The sequence below is a fragment of the Pseudotabrizicola sp. 4114 genome (genome assembly GCF_031457365.1).
Lineage (GTDB): Bacteria > Pseudomonadota > Alphaproteobacteria > Rhodobacterales > Rhodobacteraceae > Pseudotabrizicola.
Map to the genome: position 1 here is coordinate 103,220 of NZ_JAVDWP010000008.1, position 20,920 is coordinate 124,139.

The 20,920-nt window shown below is 64.3% G+C and carries 18 protein-coding genes; 6 read left to right on the forward strand and 12 right to left on the reverse strand.

The genetic code is table 11. The annotated features are described in order from the left end of the window. The first annotated feature begins 93 nt into the window (after window positions 1–93). The 4 genes from bcp to J2X53_RS16985 all read left to right on the forward strand — a co-directional run bounded on the left by bcp (window position 94) and on the right by J2X53_RS16985 (window position 3,436). Window positions 94–567, forward strand: coding sequence for a thioredoxin-dependent thiol peroxidase (bcp, locus tag J2X53_RS16970; protein WP_349038679.1), 474 nt, complete (start codon window positions 94–96; stop codon window positions 565–567). Further along, a complete protein-coding gene (locus J2X53_RS16975) occupies window positions 567–1,388 on the forward strand; it encodes a ferritin-like domain-containing protein (RefSeq protein WP_349038680.1) in 822 nt (273 codons plus the stop codon). Before bcp ends, J2X53_RS16975 begins: the two co-directional genes overlap by 1 nt. A gap of 181 nt (window positions 1,389–1,569) precedes the next feature. Then, entirely contained in the window at window positions 1,570–2,910 is a 1,341-nt protein-coding gene (locus tag J2X53_RS16980) for a M23 family metallopeptidase (RefSeq protein ID WP_349038681.1), read from the forward strand. Then, on the forward strand, window positions 2,900–3,436 hold the full coding sequence (locus J2X53_RS16985) for a polymer-forming cytoskeletal protein (RefSeq protein ID WP_349038682.1): 537 nt from the start codon (window positions 2,900–2,902) through the stop codon (window positions 3,434–3,436). The genes J2X53_RS16980 and J2X53_RS16985 overlap by 11 nt, the downstream gene beginning before the upstream one ends. A 138-nt stretch (window positions 3,437–3,574) precedes the next feature. On the opposite strand, the gene J2X53_RS16990 is transcribed toward J2X53_RS16985, so the two are convergent. The 5 genes from J2X53_RS16990 to J2X53_RS17010 form a co-directional block, all read right to left on the reverse strand. Then, a complete protein-coding gene (locus J2X53_RS16990; protein ID WP_349038734.1) occupies window positions 3,575–4,318 on the reverse strand; it encodes a DUF2189 domain-containing protein in 744 nt (247 codons plus the stop codon). A gap of 156 nt (window positions 4,319–4,474) precedes the next feature. Further along, window positions 4,475–5,599 (reverse strand): peptide chain release factor 2, encoded by a 1,125-nt coding sequence (gene prfB / locus J2X53_RS16995; protein ID WP_349038683.1) that lies wholly within the window; start codon window positions 5,597–5,599, stop codon window positions 4,475–4,477. Between the two features lie 91 nt (window positions 5,600–5,690). After that, a complete protein-coding gene (locus J2X53_RS17000) occupies window positions 5,691–8,246 on the reverse strand; it encodes a PBP1A family penicillin-binding protein (RefSeq protein WP_349038684.1) in 2,556 nt (851 codons plus the stop codon). 128 nt (window positions 8,247–8,374) lie between these two features. Continuing rightward, complete coding sequence (locus J2X53_RS17005; protein ID WP_349038685.1) at window positions 8,375–9,574, reverse strand: N-acetylmuramoyl-L-alanine amidase; 1,200 nt, start codon at window positions 9,572–9,574, stop codon at window positions 8,375–8,377. A gap of 46 nt (window positions 9,575–9,620) precedes the next feature. Beyond that, window positions 9,621–10,784, reverse strand: a complete 1,164-nt coding sequence (locus tag J2X53_RS17010) for an aminotransferase class I/II-fold pyridoxal phosphate-dependent enzyme (RefSeq protein WP_349038686.1) — start codon at window positions 10,782–10,784, stop codon at window positions 9,621–9,623. Between the two features lie 112 nt (window positions 10,785–10,896). Between J2X53_RS17010 and J2X53_RS17015 the strand changes: the two genes are divergently transcribed. Next, window positions 10,897–11,634: a DsbA family protein gene (locus J2X53_RS17015; protein ID WP_349038687.1), complete on the forward strand. Its 738-nt coding sequence runs from the start codon at window positions 10,897–10,899 to the stop codon at window positions 11,632–11,634. Window positions 11,635–11,776: 142 nt separating this feature from the next. Here the strand turns inward: J2X53_RS17015 and J2X53_RS17020 are convergent, their stop codons facing one another. From J2X53_RS17020 to J2X53_RS17050, 7 genes are all read right to left on the reverse strand, one after another. After that, window positions 11,777–12,565 (reverse strand): xanthine dehydrogenase family protein subunit M, encoded by a 789-nt coding sequence (locus J2X53_RS17020; RefSeq protein WP_349038688.1) that lies wholly within the window; start codon window positions 12,563–12,565, stop codon window positions 11,777–11,779. Window positions 12,566–12,577: 12 nt separating this feature from the next. Beyond that, on the reverse strand, window positions 12,578–14,956 hold the full coding sequence (locus J2X53_RS17025) for a xanthine dehydrogenase family protein molybdopterin-binding subunit (RefSeq protein WP_349038689.1): 2,379 nt from the start codon (window positions 14,954–14,956) through the stop codon (window positions 12,578–12,580). 9 nt (window positions 14,957–14,965) lie between these two features. Continuing rightward, the gene (locus J2X53_RS17030; protein ID WP_349038690.1) at window positions 14,966–15,451 is read right to left on the reverse strand and encodes a (2Fe-2S)-binding protein; all 486 of its coding nucleotides are present in this window, start codon (window positions 15,449–15,451) and stop codon (window positions 14,966–14,968) included. A gap of 40 nt (window positions 15,452–15,491) precedes the next feature. Then, window positions 15,492–16,022 carry a carbon monoxide dehydrogenase subunit G gene (locus J2X53_RS17035; protein WP_349038691.1) on the reverse strand — a complete coding sequence of 177 codons (531 nt, stop codon included), beginning with the start codon at window positions 16,020–16,022 and terminating at the stop codon, window positions 15,492–15,494. Between the two features lie 82 nt (window positions 16,023–16,104). Next, window positions 16,105–18,303 (reverse strand): PAS-domain containing protein, encoded by a 2,199-nt coding sequence (locus J2X53_RS17040; protein ID WP_349038692.1) that lies wholly within the window; start codon window positions 18,301–18,303, stop codon window positions 16,105–16,107. Beyond that, window positions 18,296–19,516: an FIST N-terminal domain-containing protein gene (locus tag J2X53_RS17045; RefSeq protein ID WP_349038693.1), complete on the reverse strand. Its 1,221-nt coding sequence runs from the start codon at window positions 19,514–19,516 to the stop codon at window positions 18,296–18,298. The genes J2X53_RS17040 and J2X53_RS17045 overlap by 8 nt, the downstream gene beginning before the upstream one ends. A 54-nt stretch (window positions 19,517–19,570) precedes the next feature. Then, entirely contained in the window at window positions 19,571–20,287 is a 717-nt protein-coding gene (locus J2X53_RS17050; protein WP_349038694.1) for a response regulator transcription factor, read from the reverse strand. Between the two features lie 157 nt (window positions 20,288–20,444). On the opposite strand from J2X53_RS17050, the gene J2X53_RS17055 reads away from it, so the two are divergent. Further along, window positions 20,445–20,918 carry a lytic transglycosylase domain-containing protein gene (locus J2X53_RS17055; protein WP_349038695.1) on the forward strand — a complete coding sequence of 158 codons (474 nt, stop codon included), beginning with the start codon at window positions 20,445–20,447 and terminating at the stop codon, window positions 20,916–20,918. Window positions 20,919–20,920: the final 2 nt, after the last annotated feature.

Here is a 20,920-nt window from a genome sequence, read left to right on the forward strand (position 1 = left end):
TATGCCCATTTGTCACTTGGGCTTGCCTTTATCTACGCGGATCGGCAACTAAAACGCAAAGGGTCGTGACCCAAAAGGCAAGGAGCCGCTGAAATGACCACCCAGATCCCTGAAACCGGAACCATCGCCCCCGATTTCACCCTGCCGCGCGATGGCGGCGAGACGGTTACGCTGTCATCTTTCCGCCCGGGCAAGGTCGTGCTGTACTTCTACCCAAAGGATGACACCCCCGGCTGCACACTGGAAGCGCAGGATTTCACCGCCCGCGCGGCAGAGTTCGCCGCCGCCGGCACCACGGTGATCGGCATCAGTAAAGACAGCGTGAAAGCGCATGACAAATTCTGCAAAAAGCACGGTCTGCAGATCATTCTGGCCAGCGACGAGCAAGGCCAGACCTGCGAGGATTACGGCGTCTGGGCCGAGAAAAGCATGTATGGCAAGACCTATATGGGCATCACCCGCGCCACTTTCCTGATCGACGCTGAGGGAAAAATTGCCCGCGTCTGGCCCAAGGTCGGCGTCAAGGGCCATGCCGATGAGGTGCTGGCAGCAGCACAGGCGCTGTGATGCAAAGCCTTGCCGAACGCGCGGTCGAGGTGCTGACCACCGCTGACGGGCGCGCCAAATGCGCGCTGTCGCGGTCGCATGCCGCCGACTGGATGGCGGCACGCGCAGCAGGCACCCCGCTGCCAATCGGCAAGGCCACCCCGCCGGATTCCCCTGCCCGCCCGGAGCAGCCCGAACTGCTGGACCCGCGCGACGTGCCGCGCCGCCGCCCCGGATCGCCCACCGGGCGGATCGCGCTGTTGCATGCGGTGGCGCATATCGAGCTGAACGCGGTCGATCTGCACTGGGATATCATCGCCCGCTTTACCGATCATCCGATGCCGCTCGGGTTCTATGACGACTGGGTGAAAGCCGCCGATGAGGAATCCAAGCATTTCAACCTGATGTGCGACTGCCTTGAAGCCCTTGGCAGCCATTATGGTGCCATGCCCGCCCATGCCGGCATGTGGCGTGCCGCCTCTGACACCGCCAGCGACCTGCATGGCCGTCTGGCCGTGGTGCCAATGGTGCTGGAGGCGCGCGGGCTGGACGTGACGCCGGGCATGATTGATCTGTTCCGCAAAGCCGGTGAGGCCGGGCCAGTGGCCGCGCTGGAGGTGATCTATGCCGAAGAAGTGGGCCATGTCGCCTATGGCTCCAAATGGTTCAACTGGCTGTGCGGGCGTGAAGGATCTGATCCGAAAGAGGTGTTTCACCGTCTGGTGCGGCACTATTTCCACGGCACACTCAAGCCCCCTTTCAACGAGGAAAAGCGCGCCGACGCGGGCCTGCCGCCCGATTTTTACTGGCCACTGGCCGAAAGCATTCCAAATCGAACCTGACGCAACCGCCAGAATAGGCGGGAACACGCCGATTCCCCTCGCAAACCGGCAGGTTCGCGGCACCCCACGGTCAAATTTGTTGCGATAGTGTAAAGCGCTGGCTAATCAGAAGGCGCTTGCCCCCCGCATGGGAGGAGCGGGCACTCGCCCTTCCCGTAGGTCACGAACGGAAACGCCCCCAGTGCTCACGCGACTAACCTATCGCATCAATCTTGGACTTGAGCGGTATTTTCCCGAACAACGTCTGTTTCTGAAATCCGACACCGAAACCCGGTTCATCCGCCTTCGCCCGACGACGCAAGCCGTGGCCGTCGCGGGCGGTGCAGTCACCCTGGGCTGGACTATTCTGGCCACTGCGATCATCCTGATGGATTCGATCAGCGCCGGGTCCGGCCGCGATCAGGCCCTGCGCCAGCAAAGCCTGTATGAACAGCGCCTGAATGCGCTGAGCCAGGACCGCGACGCCCGTGCAGACGAAGCCGCAGGCGCGCAGGAACGCTTCAACCTCGCGTTGCAGCAGGTGGCCGAGATGCAGGCCCGCCTGCTCGCCTCTGAAGACAGCCGCCGCGAGCTGGAAACCGGGATCGACGTGATCCAGAACACCCTGCGCCGCACCATCAAGGAACGCGACGCTGCCCGCGAACAGGCGCAGGCCGCCGGGGTCGCGCAGGTCGCGGAAAACGGTGCCACCAAATCCGATGCCGGTCGCGCCAAGGATGCGATGGCCACCGTCGATATTCTGGCCGATGCGCTGTCCGCCACCGCACAGCAGCGCGACCTGATGGAAGGTGCCGCCGCCAAATCGGCCGAGCGGGTCGAAACCGTGATGGCCGAGAAAAAGGCGCTGCAAACCCGCAACAACGAGATTTTTGCCAAGCTGGAAGAGGCGGTTTCTGTCTCGATGGAACCGCTCGACAAGATGTTCCGCGCCGCGGGCATGTCGCCCGACGACATGCTCAGCCAGGTCCGGCGCGGCTATTCCGGTCAGGGCGGTCCGCTGACCCCGCTGACGCTGTCGACCAAAAGCGCCGAGTCCAACGCCGATGAGCGCCGCGCCAATGCCATCCTGCAAGGGCTGGACCGGATGAACCTGTACCGGCTGGCGGCGTTCAAGGCACCGTTTGCGATGCCGGTCAAAGGCAACTTCCGCTGGACCAGCGGCTTTGGCACCCGCAACGACCCCAAAGGCATGGGCCGCCGGATGCACGAAGGCACCGATATGGCCGGCGCGTATGGTCTGCCGATTCTGTCCACCGCCGATGGGGTTGTCACCCATGCGGGCTGGTCTTCGGGCTATGGCCGTCTGGTCAAGATCAAGCACGAATTCGGAATCGAAACGCGCTATGCTCACATGTCAGCGATCAAGGTAAAGGTGGGCGATAGGGTATCGCGCGGCGAGCAGATCGGTGATATGGGCAACTCAGGTCGGTCCACCGGGACCCACCTGCATTACGAAATCCGCATCGGCGGCAGAGCCGTGAATCCGATGACCTTCATAAAGGCAGCGAACCATGTTTTCTAAGAGCCGAATCAATGAACCCGGGCCAAAGTCTGACGACAAATCGAAGGCCCCCGAAACTCAGGCTTCGAAACCGAACATGGACTTCACGCCGTCAGCCCCCAAGGGCAAAGTTTCTGCATCTGTGCTCTCTTCTGATCTGACCATCGTGGGCAATCTGCGCACCACAGGTGACATTCAGGTCGAAGGCACTGTTGAGGGCGATATCCGCGCCCACCTGTTGACCGTGGGAGAAAGCGCCACGATCCGTGGCGAAATCGTCGCCGATGACATCGTGGTCAATGGCCGCGTCATCGGCCGCGTCCGTGGGCTCAAGGTCCGCCTCACCGCCACCGCGCGGGTTGAGGGCGACATCATCCACAAGACCATCGCGATCGAATCCGGTGCCCATTTCGAAGGCTCGGTTCAGCGTCAGGAAGACCCGCTCGCCCAAGGCCGCATCTCGGCCCCGGTGCCGCAGGCACAACTGGCCCCACCGATGGGCGCCAGTGCCAACGCCCCGGCGCAAAAGCCCGGCGACGGCGTCTGAGCCACAGCTTTCCGTCCAATGACAAAAGCGCGCCCCACCGGGCGCGCTTTTTCTTTGGCACCATGGCCAGTTGGCGAAAGATCACAGCTCCGCAGCACTTCCCTCCCCCTCGTGAGCGGGGGGCGACGCTTCAGCCGCTCACATGCCGTCAAACACCAGTGCGCGGCGATAGAGGTGCCATGTCGCATGGCCCAATACCGGCAGCACCACGAACAGCCCCAGAAACCCCAGCGCCATGCCCGCAAACAGCGCCCCGGCGATCCCCAGCCCCCAGATCAGCATCGTCACGGGACTGGTCGTCACCACCGAAACGCTGGTGATCATCGCGGTGATGAAATCCACCTCGCGGTCCAGCAGATAGGGCAGGCTCACCACCGTCAGCGCAAACAGCGTGCCCGCAAACGCCGCCCCGACAACAGTGCCCACCACCAGCATCATCACCCCTTGGGCGGTCTGAAACACCGCAAAACTGCTGGAGATATTGGTCATCGTGGCATTGCCCAGAAACACCGCAAAGATCATGTGGCCCAGGAAATTCCAGAACAGAAAGAACACCACCACCACCGCCGCCATCGACGGGATCTGTCGATCTTTCTGGCGAAAGATCACCCCCGCCACCCCGGCCAGGTTCAGCGCCTCGCCCGCTTCCAGCCGCCGCGACACTTCATAAAAGCCGCAGGCGATGAACGGGCCCAGAATGGGGAAACCGGCCCCGGCGATGATGGTCCACCACACCTGCCCCTTTGACAGCAGCGCATAGCTGATCAGCCACCCCGCCGCCACGTAAACGCTGGAAAACAGCAGCCCGTACAGCGGGGCCGCCAGAAAATCGCGCCAGCCCGCCGCCAAGGCGGCGCGCAGATCTGACAGATCCAGTTCCATGATGTCACTGGCCGGGTTTGCCCCTGCCTTTGCCTCGCCCGCGTCCATAAGCCCTCCCGCATTGCGGCAAGGCTATGCGCAAACCGCACGGGGCTCAAAGATGTATCTCACCGCTGCAATTGCAGGGCATGGTCAGCCGGCATTCGCCACGCCACGTCAGCCGGCATTCGCCTCGGCGCGGCTCTTGCCTGCCACGTCCAGCGCCAGCGTGGCAGCCATGAACTGATCCAGATCGCCATCCAGAACGCCGCCGGTGTCAGAGGTTTCCACGCCGGTGCGCAGGTCTTTGACCATCTGGTAAGGTTGCAGCACATAAGACCGGATCTGGTTGCCCCAGCCCGCCTCACCCTTGTTGTCATAGGCGGCGTTGATCGCGGCGTTGCGCTTGTCCAGCTCCATCTGATATAGCCGCGATTTCAGCGCGTTCATCGCAATCTCGCGGTTCTGGTGCTGCGACTTCATGCTCGATGTCACGACGATATTGGTCGGCAAGTGGGTGATCCGCACCGCCGAGTCGGTGGTGTTGACGTGCTGTCCCCCGGCCCCGGACGACCGGTAGGTGTCGATGCGGATTTCATTGTCGGGCACGATGATCTCGATATTGTCGTCGATCACCGGATAGACCCAGACCGAGGAAAACGAGGTGTGCCGCCGCGCGGCGCTGTCATAGGGGCTGATCCGCACCAGCCGGTGCACGCCCGATTCCGATTTCAGCCAGCCATAGGCATTGTGCCCGGTGATCTTGTACGACACCGACCGGATGCCCGCCTCTTCGCCTGCGGTTTCCGACTGCAGCTCGACCTTGTAGCCTTTTTTCTCGGCCCAGCGAACATACATCCGCGCCAGCATGCTCGCCCAATCGCAGGACTCGGTGCCACCCGCGCCCGCGTTCACCTCCAGGAAGGTGTCATTGCTGTCGGCCTCGCCATCCAGCAGCGCCTCCAGCTCTTTGGCGGCGGCCAGTTTGGTCAGGTCGCGCAAGGCATTTTCCGCCTCGGTCACGATCTCGGCGTCACCTTCGGCTTCGCCCATCTCGATCAGCTCGACATTGTCCCGCAGACCCGAGGAAATCAGATCATAGGTCGAGATCGACTCCATCAGCCCCTGACGCTCTTTCATCAGCTTCTGCGCCTTGGCCGGGTCGTTCCACAGGTTGGGGTCTTCAATCATCGCATTGAATTCTTCCAACCGGTGCGGAGCGGTCTCGCGGTCCATCCGCTGCGCCAGAAGCTTCAGCGATTTCTCGATGGTGGTCACATTGTTCTGCGTCTCGGCGCGCATGGGTCTTTATCCTTCGGGCTGATGCCCGGCACATAGCGAAAAGGGGGCTGCGCGGCAAGGGTGCGCCCCTGCCGCGCCGGTTTCGCAAGGGTTAATACAATCCGCCCGAACTGAGCGTGCCGAAATCGGCCTTGGCGGGCACAGACTTGCGCTCGCCCGTGGCGGTGGTCACCGTGGCAGAGCTGCCGCCCCGGTCGGTTTCGCCATAAGCGAACAGCGGCAGGTTGCCCCCCATCTGGAAGCCACCATCCACCAGCGCGCCCAGACCAAAGATCGGCTCTTCGCCTTCGCGGAAGTATTCGGCCACCACGTTGTCGCCCGTGGCCCCGTCGGGAAGCCGCGCGCCGCTGAAGCGGTCGATGTTGATGAAATAGCCGCCCGGTGGCACCTTGAACTTGGCCCCGCCGTATTTCTTGATCGCCGTGCGCATGAACTGCTCGAACACCGGGCCACAGAACCCGCCGCCCGAGGCGCCGTTCATGGTGCGCGGCTGGTCATAGCCGATATAGCAGCCGGCCACGATGTTGCTGGTATAGCCCACGAACCACACGTCCTTGTTGTCGTTGGTGGTCCCGGTCTTGCCCGCCACCGGCACCGGCAGGTTGATGCCGCGCGCGGTGCCGCGTTTGACCACGCCCTCCATCATGCTGGTCAGCTGATAGGCGGTGATTGCATCCATCACCCGCTCGCGCTTTGAGGTGATCTGCAACCCGGCGCCAGGGTTCAGGCTGGCCAGCTGGCAATCTTCGCAGACCCGCTGGTCATGGCGATAGACGGTGCGGCCAAAGCGGTCCTGCACCCGGTCTACCAGTGTCGGCTCCACCCGTTCGCCGCCATTGGCAAACATTGCATAGGCCGCCACCATCTTGAACAGCGTGGTTTCCTGCGACCCGAGCGAGTTGGCCAGAAACGTCGGCATCCGGTCATAGACGCCAAACCGCTCGGCATAACCGGCCACCGTGTCCATCCCGATCTCTTCGGCAATCCGCACCGTCATCAGGTTGCGCGACTGCTCGATCCCGGTGCGGATGGTGGTGGGGCCGTAGAACTTGTTCGACGCGTTCTTGGGCCGCCACAGCCCCTGCGGCGTGTTCACCTCGATCGGGGCATCGACCACGATTGTGGCGGGGGTAAAGCCCGAGTCCAGCGCCGCCGCATAAACGAACGGCTTGAAGCTCGATCCCGGCTGGCGTGTGGCCTGCGTGGCCCGGTTGAACACCGACTCCTGATAGGAAAACCCGCCCTGCATCGCCAGCACCCGCCCGGTGTTCACGTCCATCGCCATGAACCCGCCCTGCACCTCCGGTACCTGCCGCAGGGACCAGCGCACAAAGCTGCCGTCGTCATCCTTGGTCACCGCGCGCACCAGCACCACATCGCCGACCGCGACCAGATCGCTGGCGCGCTTGGCCTGCGGCCCCAGCCGCCCGTTTTCCTGCCGCTTGCGGGCCCAGGTCACGTCTTCGGCGGGGATGAAATGGCCATCGCCCTCCTCGGGCTGGCCCTCGATCCCGATCCGGGCCGCGCGCTCGCCGGTTTCCAGCACCACCGCCGGGAACCATCCCTCGATGTCGCGCGGCACATCGACATCGGCCAAAGCCGCGCGCCAGCTGTCTTCCGAGGTCAGCTGCTCTGCCGCAATGGTCTTGCGGGTGCCGCGCCAGACGCCCTGCCCCCGGTCATAGCGTTCCAGCCCCCGGCGCAAGGCACGGGCGGCCTCTTCCTGCAACTCCGGGTCGGCGGTGGCGCGGATCGACAACCCGCCGCCAAAGAATTCCTCTTCGCCAAACGTCCCCGACAGCTGGCGGCGGATCTCGTCGGTAAAGTAATCGCGTGGCGGCAAGGCATCGCGGAACGCCGAAAAATCACCGTTCTGCACCGATTTCAGCGGCAATTCCCGCTCGGCCTCATAGGTCGCCTCGTCGATAAAGCCATTCTGCCACATCTCGCGCAGCACATAGTTGCGGCGCTGCGTCACCCGCTCCTTGGCCCGCACCGGATGGTATTGGCCCGGCGCCTGCGGCATCGCGGCCAGCATCGCGGCCTCATGCGGGGCGAGATCGGTCAGGGGCTTGTTGAAATAGGTGCGTGCCGCCGCAGCCACGCCATAGCTGTTCTGGCCCAGAAAGATCTCGTTCATGTAGAGCTCGAGAATCTTGTCCTTGCTCAGGGTTTCCTCAAGCCGGCTGGCCAGGATCAGTTCCTTGATCTTGCGCTCGCCGGTCTTGTCGCTGGACAAGAGAAAGTTCTTCATTACCTGCTGGGTGATAGTCGAAGCACCGCGCAGGGTTTCCCCCCGGCTGACCACCGCATCCCGCAAGGCTGAGGCCATGCCGGTCACGTCATAGCCACCATGGGTATAGAAGTTCTTGTCCTCGGCGCTGATGAACGCCTGCTTGATCAGATCGGGAATCTCTTCGACCGGCACGAACAGGCGCTGTTCCTTGGCAAATTCGTCGATGATCTGCCCCTCGCCCGAATAGATTCGGCTGATGGTGGGCGGGGTGTATTGCGCCAGACGCTCGTGGCTGGGCAAGTCACGGGAATACATATAGAAAATCGCCCCGACCGACAGGGCCGCAAACAGCACCCCCATGGTGATCAGGGTGAAAATGCCACCAAAGAATGAGCCTATGAAGCGGACCAAGCCGTAACCCCCGTATCTTGTCCGCGCCTTATACATACCTGCACGGTCCCGGTCAAAACGAACCCCCCGGCACAGGCGCCGCCTCGCGCAATCGTCACCCGGGCGTGGATGCGGGCAAACCGCGCGCCTCAGCGCTGCAGCGCCGACAGCGCCGCATCCTCGGCAGCCCAGGCCTTCAGCCCGTCGCGCAGGGCGAGGGCCATCCTTGCCCGCCACTCCGGGTCGATCAGCCGCGCCAGATCGCGCTCTGAAGACATGAACCCCAGCTCGACCAGAACCGACGGAATATCGGGCGATTTCAACACCGAAAACCCTGCCGTCTGGCGTGGGTGCCGGTGCATCCGCAGCTCCGCCGCCTTGATTGCCGCCTCCAGCGCCAGCGCCAGCCGGTCGATCCGCGGCCCGGTCTCGGTGCGCGCCATATCCATCAGGATCGTCGCCACCAGATCATCCTGCGCGGTCAGATCGACGCCAGACAGCAGATCGGCCCGGTCATGCCGCTCGGCCAGCGCCTGCGAGGCGGCGTCAGAGGCCTCTTCCGACAGGGTATAAATCGTCGCCCCCACCGCCTCGCCCTCGGCAATCGCATCGGCATGCAGCGAGACAAACACATGCGCCCCCGCCGCCCGCGCGATGGAAATCCGCGACTCCAGCGGCACGAATTCGTCTTCCTCGCGCGTCAGGATCACCAGAAACCCACCGTCGCGCACCAACAGATCTTTCAATTCCCGCGCAAAGGTCAGCATCAGCCCGGCCTCGGTATAGCCATCGCGCTCCGCCCCCGGATCAATGCCGCCATGGCCGGGGTCCAGCACCACGACAACCGGCCCGCTGCCGCGTGGCACCGGCTTGGGCAGATCGGCGATCTTTGGCAGCGCCCAGCCTGCAGGCTCCGGCTGCGCCGCCGCCGCCGAAAATTCCTCCGCCGTCGCCGGGGCCAGATGCAGCCGCACCGTCGCCGCTGCGTCACCCGTCAGCATATCGGCCCGCGCCACCAGATGCGGCCCGGTCAGTTCCAGCACCAGCCGCGACCAGCCCTGCCGCACCACCCCGGCGCGCAGGCCCGCAACCGCGTCACTGCCCTGCGCCACCGAGCCAAGCCCGGTCCAGTCCACCTCGCGCACATCCAGCACCAGACGCGGCGGCTGATCCAGCACCCGCACCCGCCAGGGCACCGGCTGGCTCAGCACCAGTTCCACATCAATGCCGCCGCTCTTGTCCGCCACCCGGGATTGCTCCGGCACCAGCCGCGCCAGCGCCGACAGCTCCTGCGCCGCCGCAAGACTCGGCGACAGCAACAGACCCAGAACCAGCACAAACAGCTTCATCACCACGCCCTACTCATTCTGAAAAAATCCCCGCCGCAGGTGCACATCAGCCCTGCACGATCCCACCCGGACGTGAGGCCATATAGGCCTGCAACCGTGCCAGCCCCTCGACAATATCCGCTGTCGCCCGAGCATAGGAAAACCGCAGGCTCTGTCGCCCCCGCACCGGGTCAAAGTCCAGCCCCGGCGTCACCGCCACACCTGCCTCATGCAGGATCTCGCGGGCAAAGCCCAGCGAGTCCTCGGTCAGCGCTGAGACATCGGCATAGACGTAGAACGCCCCGTCCGGCGGCGCGATCCGGGTGAACCCGGCCAGCGGCAACCCGTCCAGCATCAGCCGGCGGTTTGTCGCATAGGTAGCCCGGTTGGCCTCCAGCTCGTCCACACAGTCCAGCGCCGCAAGCGCCACGATCTGGCTGGCATGGGGCGGGCAGATGAACATGTTCTGCGCCAGCCGCTCGATGGTGCGCACATGACCCGGCGGCACCACCATCCAGCCGACCCGCCAGCCGGTCATGCTGAAATACTTGGAAAACGAGTTGATGACGTAAGCCTCATCGGTGATTTCCAGCGCCGACACCGCCCGCTCGCCGTAATGCAGCCCGTGGTAAATCTCATCCGACACAAAGGAAATCCCCCGCGCCGCGCAATGGCTGATCAGGGCCTTCAGGGCGGCATGATCCAGCATCGTGCCGGTCGGGTTGCCGGGCGAGGCGACGATCAGCCCCGCCATATCGACCCCCTCCAGATCGGCGGGCACCGGTTGCAAACGGTTCTCCTCACGCGTCGGTATCCCCACCGGCTGCAAGGACAGCGCCCGCAGGATCTGGCGATAGCTCGGATAGCCCGGCTCCCCCAGCCCGACCCGGTCGCCTGCGTCAAACAGCGCGGTGAACGCCAAAAGGAACGCGGCGGAAGAGCCCGAGGTCACCACCACCCGCGCAGGGTCCAGATCCACCCCGTACCAACGCTGGTACAGCTGCGCGATCCCCGCCCGCAGCTCTGGCAGCCCCAGCGCCACGGTATAGCCCAAAGACCCTGCCGCCATTGCATCGGTCAACGCCGCCCGCGCCGCCGCCGGGGCCGGGGTGCCGGGTTGCCCGACCTCCATATGGATGATCCGGCGGCCCGCAGCCTCCAGTGTGCGTGCTTCTTCCATCACATCCATCACAATAAAGGGATCAACTGCGCCCCGACTTGAACTCTTCATGCCCGCCCCTCTATGGTTTGCCCGAAGTGTCCCGGTTCGCGGGGCAAGGTCAAGCCCGACCCCCGACAAACGCCTGCGCCGCACCTTCGCCGCACCTTATCAGAGACGATCCATGATCCTGAGAACCCTGATCGGCATCACCGCCATGATGATGACCTCCACAGTCGCCCTTGCCGAGATGACCGAGACCGAGCGCGAGGCGTTCCGGGCCGAGGTGCGCGAATTCCTGCTCGAAGAGCCCGAAGTGCTGGTCGAGGCGATGGAGGTGCTGCAAAGCCGTCAGGACCAGAGCGCCGCAGAGCGTGATCTGGCAATGCTGCGCGACAATGCCGATCTGATCTACCGCGACCCCAACTCCTGGGCCGGTGGCAATCTGGAGGCCGACCTCACAATCGTGGAATTCGTCGATTACCGCTGCGGTTATTGCCGCAAGGCGCATGACGAGGTGACCGAGCTGGTGGAATCGGATGGCAACATCCGGCTGGTGCTCAAGGAATTCCCGATCCTGGGCGAACAGTCGCTGCTGTCGTCGCAATTTGCCATCGCGGTGCGCCAGCTGCACGGCGATGACGCCTACAAAGCCGCCCATGACGCGCTGATCACCCTGCGCGGCGATGCCAATGCCGAAACCTTTGCCCGTCTGGCCACCGATCTGGGCCACGACCCCGCTGCCATTGCCGAGCGTATGAAATCGCCCGAGGTGCAGGCAATCATCGACACCAACCACGCGCTTGGCACGATGATGGAAATCAACGGCACCCCCACCTTCGTCATTGATGAAACCATGGTGCGCGGCTACGTCCCGCTCGAAGGCATGCGCCAGATCGTCGCCGGCCAGCGCGAAGGCTGAACCGGCACCGCAAAGGAACTCGGTTGCAAACCAATCGCCTCCCTCCCCCTTGTGGGGAGGGATGGGGTGGGGGGCGGCGCGATGGCAGGCATGAAAACACCCCCGGCCTTGCGACCGGGGATGCTCTTTCACCCCAATCAGATCAGCGCGCCGCGGTCACGGCGCGACCAGTCAGAACCTTGACCAGATTGGCACGATAGGCCGCCGATCCGTGCAGATCGCTGATCATATCCTCCGCCGATGCGGTCAGCCCGGCAATCGCAGCAGCCGAGAAATCAGCCGACAGCGCCGCCTCGGCCTCTTCCCAGCGAAACACGCCGTTGTTCGAGGCTCCGGTCACCGCCACGCGGACGCCATCTGCAAAGCGCGCCACGAACACCGCCGTCAGGGCAAAGCGGCTGGCGGGCTGGTTGAACTTCACATAGGCGGCTGCCTGCGGGATCGGGAAGATCACCGAGGTGATGAACTCCCCCTCGTCCAGCGCAGTGGTGAACATGCCCTGAAAGTAGTCGTCTGCCGCAATCTGCCGGGTGCTGGTCACCACCGTTGCCCCCGAGGCCAGAACCGCCGCCGGATAGCAGGCGGCGGGGTCGTTGTTGGCGACCGAGCCACCGATGGTGCCGCGATTGCGCACCGCCGGATCACCGATGCCACCGGCAAGGGCGGCCAGCGCCGGATAGTGGCTTGCAGCCTCCTGCGCCACAACCGCATGTGGCGTGGCACCGCCGATGTGCAAGCCGCCATCCCCCATGCAGACGCCCTGCATTTCGGCAATGCCGGTCAGGCTGACCAGCACATCGGGCGCGGCCAGCCGCTGTTTCATCGTCGGTAGCAGGGTCTGACCGCCCGACAGCGGCTGTGCGCCCTCGGTTGCCAGAGCCGTGACCGCATCGGCGATGCTGGAGGGTTTGACGAATTCGAAGTTGTGCATAGCTAACCCTCCTTACGCGTTCATCGCCTGCCACACCCGGTTGGGCGAGACGGGCATGTCGATATGTGTCACATGGCTGTGGCCGCCGCGCTGCAGCGCGTCAATCACCGCGTTGACCACCGCAGGCGGCGAGCCGATGGCCCCAGCCTCGCCGCAGCCCTTGACCCCCAGCGGGTTGTGGGTGCAGGGCGTGGAACACGAGTGATCCACCGTGTAGAACGGCACATCATCGGCGCGCGGCATGGCATAATCCATATACGATCCGGTCAGCAGCTGGCCGTTTTCGTCATAGCTGGTGCTTTCCAGCACCGCCTGACCAATCCCCTGCCCGACACCGCCATGCACCTGACCCTCAACAATCATCGGGTTCATCACATTGCCGAAGTCATCGGCGCAGGTAAAGGCGACCACATCGACCTTGCCGGTGCCCTCATCGACCTCGACCTCGCAGATATAGGCGCCTGCGGGATAGGTGAAGTTGGCGGGATCATAAAAGGCGGTTTCCTCCAGCCCCGGTTCCAGCGTCTCCAGCGGGTAGTTGTGCGGGACGTAAGCGGAGAAGGCGATTTCGCCAAAGGTCTTGGCCTTGTCGGTGCCCGCAACAGAAAACTTGCCATCGGCAAAGGTGATGTCGCCTTCGGCAGCTTCCAGCATATGGGCGGCGATCTTTTTGCCCTTGGCGATGATCTTGTCGATGGCGCGGTCCATGGCCGATCCCGCAACCGCGAGGCTGCGCGAGCCATAAGACCCCATCCCGAACGGGATCTTGGCGGTGTCGCCATGCACAATCTCGACCGACGAGGCCGGGATGCCCAGCTTTTCCGCCACGATCTGCGGGAACACGGTTTCATGGCCCTGCCCGTGGCTGTGCGCCCCGGTCATCACCGAGATGGTGCCGGTGGCATTCACCCGCACCGTGGCCGCGTCATACAGACCCACGCGCGCGCCCAAGATGCCCACCAGATGCGACGGCGCGATCCCGCAAGCCTCGATCCAGGTCGAAAGCCCCATGCCACGCAAGCGCCCGCGTTTGGCAGACTCCGCCCGCCGCGCCTCAAACCCGGCCACATCGGCGAGTTCCACCGCTTTATCCAGCGTGGCCTGATAGTTGCCGGTGTCATAGACCAGCCCGACCGGGGTGGTGTAGGGGAACTGATCGGGCGTCAGCAGGTTGCGCCGGCGCACCTCGAACGGGTCAAGACCCAGTTCGCGGCACATTTTGTCGACCACCCGCTCGATGCTATAGGTCGCCTCGGGCCGACCGGCCCCGCGATAGGCGTCAACCGGGGCGGTGTTGGTGAACACGGTTTTCACGTTCACATAGACATGCGGCACCTTGTAGGGCCCCGCCATCAGCGTGCCATGCAGAAAGGTCGGCGTGGCGGTCGAGAAGTTCGAAAGGTACGCGCCGACATTGGCATAGGTCTCGGTGCGGATGGCGAGAATGTCGCCTTCCTTGGTGCAGCCCAGCTCGATCTTGGTCACATGATCGCGGCCATGCGCGTCGGACAGAAAGCTTTCGGTCCGCTCCGCCGTCCAGCGCACCGGGCGGCCAAGGCGTTTGGCGGCGGCCAGCACGAGTGCTTCCTCGCCGTAGTGATAGATCTTGGAGCCAAAACCGCCGCCCACATCGGGGGCCACGACCTGCAGCTTGTTCTCGGGAATGCCCATCACAAAGGCGCAGATCAACAGCCGGGTCAGGTGCGGGTTCTGGCTGGTGGTGGTCAGCTTGTAGTCACCGGTGCCGGGGAAATATTCGCCGATGCTGGCGCGCGGCTCCATCGCATTGGGCACCAGCCGGTTGTTGGTCAGCTCCAGCGTCACCACATGGGGTGCTGCTTTCATCGCGGCATCCACCGCGGCGCGGTTGTCTTCGATCCAACCCCAGTCAAAGCAGATGTTGTCAGGGATCTCGTCATGCACGCGGTTGGACGCATCCGCCGCCGCCGCCTTCATGTCGACGATGGCGGGCAACTCCTCGATCTCGGTCGCGTCGGACAAAACCTGCGCGGCATCCTTGGCCTGCGCATAGCTCTCGGCGATTACGGCGGCATAGGCGTCGCCGACATGGCGCACCTTGCCATGCGCCAGCACCGGGCGCTTGGGTTCGCGCATCGGCGTGCCGTCGCGGCTGTTGATCAGCCAGCCCGCCGGGTTGCCGCCGACATCCTTGAAATCCTCGCCGGTGAACACGGCCAGCACGCCGGGCATCGCCTCGACGGCGGACGTATCAATCGACACGATCCGACCATGGGCCACGGTCGAGCGGACCATCACGGCATGGGCCTGACCAAAGAGGCTCAGGTCATCGGTATAGACCCCTTTGCCGGTGAGGAACCGCACATCTTCGCGCCGCTTGGTAGAGGCGCCTATTCCGGTATCTTTTGGCATCTTACACCCCTATTCCGCAGCCATCGCGCCTGCGTCCTGACCGGACGCGGCGAGAACCGCTTTGACGATGTTGTGATAGCCGGTGCAGCGGCAGATATTGCCCTCCAGCTCATGGCGCACTTCGGCCTCGGACGGCTTTGGATTGTTGGCCAGCAGGGCTGCGGTGGTCATCACCATGCCCGGCGTGCAGAACCCGCATTGCAGCCCGTGATGGTCCTGAAACGCCTGTTGCACCACGCCAAGGCTGCCATCGGCATTGGCCATGCCCTCGATCGTGCGCACCTCTGACCCCGCCACATCCATCGCGAACACGGTGCAGGATTTGACGGCCTTGCCATCGACATGCACCACGCAAGCACCGCACTGGCTGGTGTCGCAGCCAACATGGGTGCCGGTCAGCCCCAGCCCTTCGCGCAGGTAACTGACCAGAAGGGTGCGCCCCTCTGCCTCGGCCGAGACGGATTTTCCGTTCACGGTCATCGTGACTTTCGTCATGGTTTTCCTCCCTTGGATCTGTCCTGGGTATGTTTTTGGTTCAGCTGATCAGCCGTTTGAACCAGCCCTTTTTCTTGGTCTCGTCATCTGTCGCCTCTGCCGCGTCGGGGACCGCAGGCTCGGGCTCTGCCGGGCCCTCGACCGCCTGCTGAAAGCGGTTGAAAAACTCATCCGCCATCTTCTTGGCAAAGCCGTCGATGATCCGGCTGCCCAGCTGCGCCAGCTTGCCGCCGACATTGGCCTCCACCTCATACGACAGCCGCGTGCCCTCCGGGATCGGCTCCAGCCGCACCACGGCCCCGCCCTTGGCAAAGCCCGCCGGTCCGCCCTTGCCCTCGCCGGAAATGGTCACCGCCTCGCCTTCGGTGATGTCGGACAGGGTGACTGCGCCCTTGAAGGTGGCTTTCACCGGGCCGACCTTTTGCGTGACGGTCGCCTCGAACCCCTCCTCCCGGTTGCCGGTGACTTCGGTACAGCCGGGGATGCACTCTTTCAGCACGTCGGGGTTCAGGATTGCCGCCCATACGTCAGATGGCGCGGCCTTGATCTCGCGGGTATCGCTCATTTGCATGATGGTAAGTCTCCCTTGGGGGCAGTTTAGAACCCGTGCCATTGCGGCGCTATGGAACATAAGTCGTAGGACACCGGCGCGCCTAGGCCAGATCGCGCAAGAATGCCTCGAGTGCGCGGGCATCAATCGGTTTCATCATTATCTCGATCCCTTCGGCCTGTGCCATGGCCTGTACTTCCGGGCTGCGGTTGGCGGTGACCAGACGGGCCGGCACATCGCCATGCAGCTGGCGCAGGGTGCGGATGAAGTCGACCCCGGTCATGCCATCGCCCAGCTGATGATCGACCAGAAAGAAATCGGGCAGGATGCCCAGCTCGTCGATCAGCGCCAAGGCCGCCTCGCCGCTGTCGGCATCCAGCACCGACAGGCCCCATTTTTCCAGCAAGAGCCCCATGGCGCGGCACAGGTCGGGGTCATTTTCCACCAGAAAGCCGATTTTGCCTTGCAGGCGCATCCGTTGCCGGGGGGCCGCAGGCGCAGGTGCTGGCAGCGCATCCGCCGCTGTGACCAAAGGCAGTTGCAGCATGAAACAGGTGCCGCGCCCCAGCCGGGACGACAGCCCCAGCGGATGCCCCAGCAGCGCACAGGCGCGTTCCACAATCGCCAGCCCCAGCCCCATGCCCTCACTCGCGGACGCCCGCGCGTTCAGGCGGTGAAACTCCTTGAAGATATTGTCCTGCTCTTCCTCGGGGATGCCGGGGCCGGTGTCCCAGACCTCCAGCCGGATCATGCCACCGCGTTTGCGCGCCGCCACCACGACGCGACCGCGCATGGTGTAGCGGATCGCATTGCCGATCAGGTTTTGCAGAATGCGGCGCAGGTAGGACGGGTCGGTCATCACCACCGCATCCGACAGCCGCACCGTCAGCCGCAATCCCTTGGCGGCGGCGATGGCGGTAAATTCCGCCGCCAGCTGCGCCAGAATAGGGTGCAGGGCCACCTGCCCCACCGACACCGCCGCACGCCCCGATTCCAGTTTGGAGATGTCGAGCAGCGCATCCAATATCCCCTCGACGGACACCAGCGCATTCTGCGCCTTTTCCAGCGCCTCCACCGCTTCGGGCGGCACGCCTTCGCCGCCGATGCTGGCGATGAACAGCTTGGCCGCCGACAGGGGCTGCAACAGATCATGGCTCGCGGCCGCCACAAAGCGCGAGCGGCTGGCATTGGCGCGCTCGGCATGCGCGAGGGCATCTTCCAGCTCCAGCGTGCGGTCCATCACCCGCGCCTCCAGCGTTTCATTGGCCCGGCTCAGCGCCTCGATCGCGGCGCGCTCGGCGGTGACATCGGTAAAGCTCATCACAAAGCCACCATCCGGCATTTCCTGCGCAAACACCGCCAGAATCAGATCATCGCCGCGCCGCACCTCAAATGACAGCGGGCTGCGGCCATGATCGGCCATGACCCAGGATTGCAGCTCCGCATCGGTCATGCCGTCGGAGAGGGTGATTTCCTCCTGGAAGCGGGCCAGCAGATAATCAAACGACGCCCCCACCCGGAACCGCGCGATGGGAACCGATAACAGCTGGCTCAGCCGGGCATTCCACCCCACCAGCCGCGCCTGCGTGTCAAAGATCGACACGCCCTGATTGATATGGTCCAGCGTGGCGCGGATCATCCTTGCCTGATCGTCCAGCAGCTTGCCCCGCTCCTGCCGTTCGCTTCGGATGATGTCGGTCACATCGGTCTGCAAGATCACCGTGCCGCCATCCGCCGTGCGGTGTTCAGAGACCTGCACCCAGCGGTCCCAGATCATGCGGACGTTGAAGATCACGTGCCGGTCCTGATGCCGCCGCTTGCGCCGGATCGCCCAGTCTTCGGGTGTCTCGCGCTCTGGCAGCGCCAGAAAATGCGAGTGGCTGACCCGGTCAACATAGGCGTCAAAGCTCAGGCCGGGGCGCAGATCATCGTGAATATCCTCCATATGCATGCCAAAGCGTGAGTTGCACAGCACCAGCACATCATCGGCATCAAACAGCGCAAAACCCTCTTGAATGGTCTCGATGGCATTGGCCAGGTTCTGCCGCGCCGCCTCGGCGCTGCGGGTGGCCTCGCCCAGACGGGCGTTGGAGTCGTTCAGAAGGTCGAGCGCGCGTTCCAGATCGCGGGTGCGGTCGCGGACCTGATCTTCCAGCATCACCGCGCGCTGGAACTGCGCATAGGCCGCGCCATTGTCATCGGTGTCCGATTCCACCCGCCGCATCAGCACCTGCGTGATGGTCATCAGCTTGGCCATCTGCCGCTCAGGGGGGTCGGCGGGGTTGATCAGCGTGTCAATCATGAGGTTTCTGACATGAGGGCTCCGGCATGGCCGGATCTGGTGGATAAATCGCCACCCCGGTCATGGTCTGGTTCACATGCATCGAATTCCACTGCTCGCCATAGGTGGAAAAGCCCACCACATTGTGCGCGCGCAAAACAGTGGAGATCGCGCCCGACATCTGCTTTTCCAACGCCTCCATCCGGCGCAAAATGCAGTCGCAGGCCAGAACGGCGGCGGGCGGGCCATGGTCAGACAGGCGCGACAGCTCGCGGTCCAGATGCGCCACCATGTCCTGCGGCTCGGCCAGGGTCAGCACCAGCCCCTCGTCGATGGCCGAGAAGAACACGAGGTCGCCATTGGCATCCATCCGCTGGATCGCCCGCACATGATGCCGCCCGCCGACCCGCACCACCACCGGATGGGCGGCAAAGGTAAAGGTGGTCAGCTGGCCCGGGTCCTTGCCCAGCAGCCGCGCATATTCCTGCGCTGCGGGTTCCGCATTGATCTGCCGCACGATCCGCCGCGCGGGATCGGCCTGTGTCACCACCATGCGCCGGTCGGTCGGTACCAGATGGTCAAGGTTGAACACTTTTACCCGGCAATCGCTGCGCACCAGCATCACGATCGCTGCATTGGTCCATGCCTGCCCGTGCCAGATCACATGGGTCTGCCCGAACCGCACCCCATCGGCCGCGGAGCCGCCGAACAGCGGCACCGGGCCCAGACCGGCGGCCACGGCGGCGGCCAGATCATCCTCCAGCGTGGACAGCCCGTCGACCATCATGAACGCGAATTCATGATCCCATCCGGCACGGTCCTGTTGCAGCCCGACACGCGCCCGGATCAGCTGGCCGATCAGATCCTGCGCGTCGATCCGGGTAAGGTCCGGCACCAGCAGGCAGTCGGTGCTGAAATGCGCGGCCGGAAACCCTGTGGCAACGATCTCGCCTTCGGTATAGCCATTTCGCGAGATTTCCCCCGCCGTGGTGCAGCCGATCACCAGACCGGGCGGGAAGCACTGGCTCAGCCCGGCGCACAGCCGTGCAAGATCGGCCTCGGGCGACACAAACAGCACCACGCGTGAAAACGGCCCGTCGCCAAGCGCCTGACACAGTTGCGCTGCCGCATCCGGCGCGGTGGCGCACACCGAAGCGGTCACCAGAATCCCGGCAGGCGCTGTCTGTTGCGGCGGTTCCGGCGGCCCGCCGTCCATGCCACTCCCGTCATCCATCCGCATCTCCCCCAGCCTTCAGGCTATGACCTGCCCCCGGCTTCGGCAAGCGGTTCAATCGCCTTCCGGCATCAGGCTGTCAAAACTGGCCCCGCGCGCGATCAGCACCGCCTGCGTGCGGCTTTGCACCCCCAGTTTGCGCATGATTGCCGTCACATGCGCCTTGACCGTGGTTTCGGCAATCGTCAGCTCCCAGGCGATCTGCTTGTTCAGCTTGCCCTCGCAGATCAGCTGCAGAATCCGGGCCTGCTGCCGGGTCAGCAGCGACAGACGCGCCACCGCCTCTTCGCGCTGGCTGGCGGGTGCCTTCGGGTCATTCTGCGGCACATAACCATCGGGGTGATAGGCCCGCCCCTGCCGGATCGCCTCGAACGCGGCGCGGAACACCTCGCGGTGCGAATGCTTTGGCACAAAGCCCGATGCCCCGGCACGCAGCGCGGCACTGACCACCCGGTTGTCGGCCAGCGACGACACCACCACCACCGGCACCGCCCCCACCACCGTTTTCAGCCGGATCAGCCCGTCAAGACCGTCCACATCGGGCAGGTTCAGATCCAGCACCACCACATCGGGCATCGGCGCGCGGTCCAGCCGGGCAATCGCGCTCTCCAGCCGGTCAGCGGTTTCGATCCGGGTGATCCCCGCCACCGCCTTGAGCGTCATCGACAGCGCGTCGCAAAACAGCGGATGATCATCCACCACCAGCGCCGAATGCAAGGTGCGGGGCAGATCGGTCTGGGGCAAGGGCAAGGGCATGGTATGCACAGTCATGGCTCACCTGAGGCTGCTTTGACCCAGCGTAACAGGCGCGACCCTGACCGCATAGCCCGCCTAAAGTCCTATCCCGGCAATGTTATGGCGGGGGACTGGAGCCTTGGCAGCACATGCGCTAAAACACCCGCAAGACAAGGCAAAAAGGACGCTGCCCATGCCCCCGATCTCTCGCCGTGCTGCGTTGTCACTGGGTCTTGCGCTGGCGCTCTCTGCCTGTGGCGGGCGCGGCGGCGACCGCAATCTTGTGGGTGGCGGCGGGTTGCATCCGGGCGAGACGCCCGAGCTGCGCGCGCTGATCGTCAGGTACGCCCGCGAATATGATGTGCCGGTCAGTCTGGTGCACCGGGTGGTGCAACGCGAATCCGGCTACAACCCCCGTGCCCGCAACGGGCAGTACATGGGGCTGATGCAGATTGCGCCGCAGACCGCGCGCACCATGGGCTTTCGCGGGCAGCCGACCGATCTGCTGGATGCCGAAACCAACCTGCGCTACGCGGTGAAATACCTGCGCGGGGCGTGGATGGTGTCAAACGGCAGCCATGACCGGGCGGTGATGTGGTATGCGCGCGGCTATTATTACGAGGCCAAGCGGCGCGGATTGCTGGCGGCCACCGGCCTGCGCAGCTGACC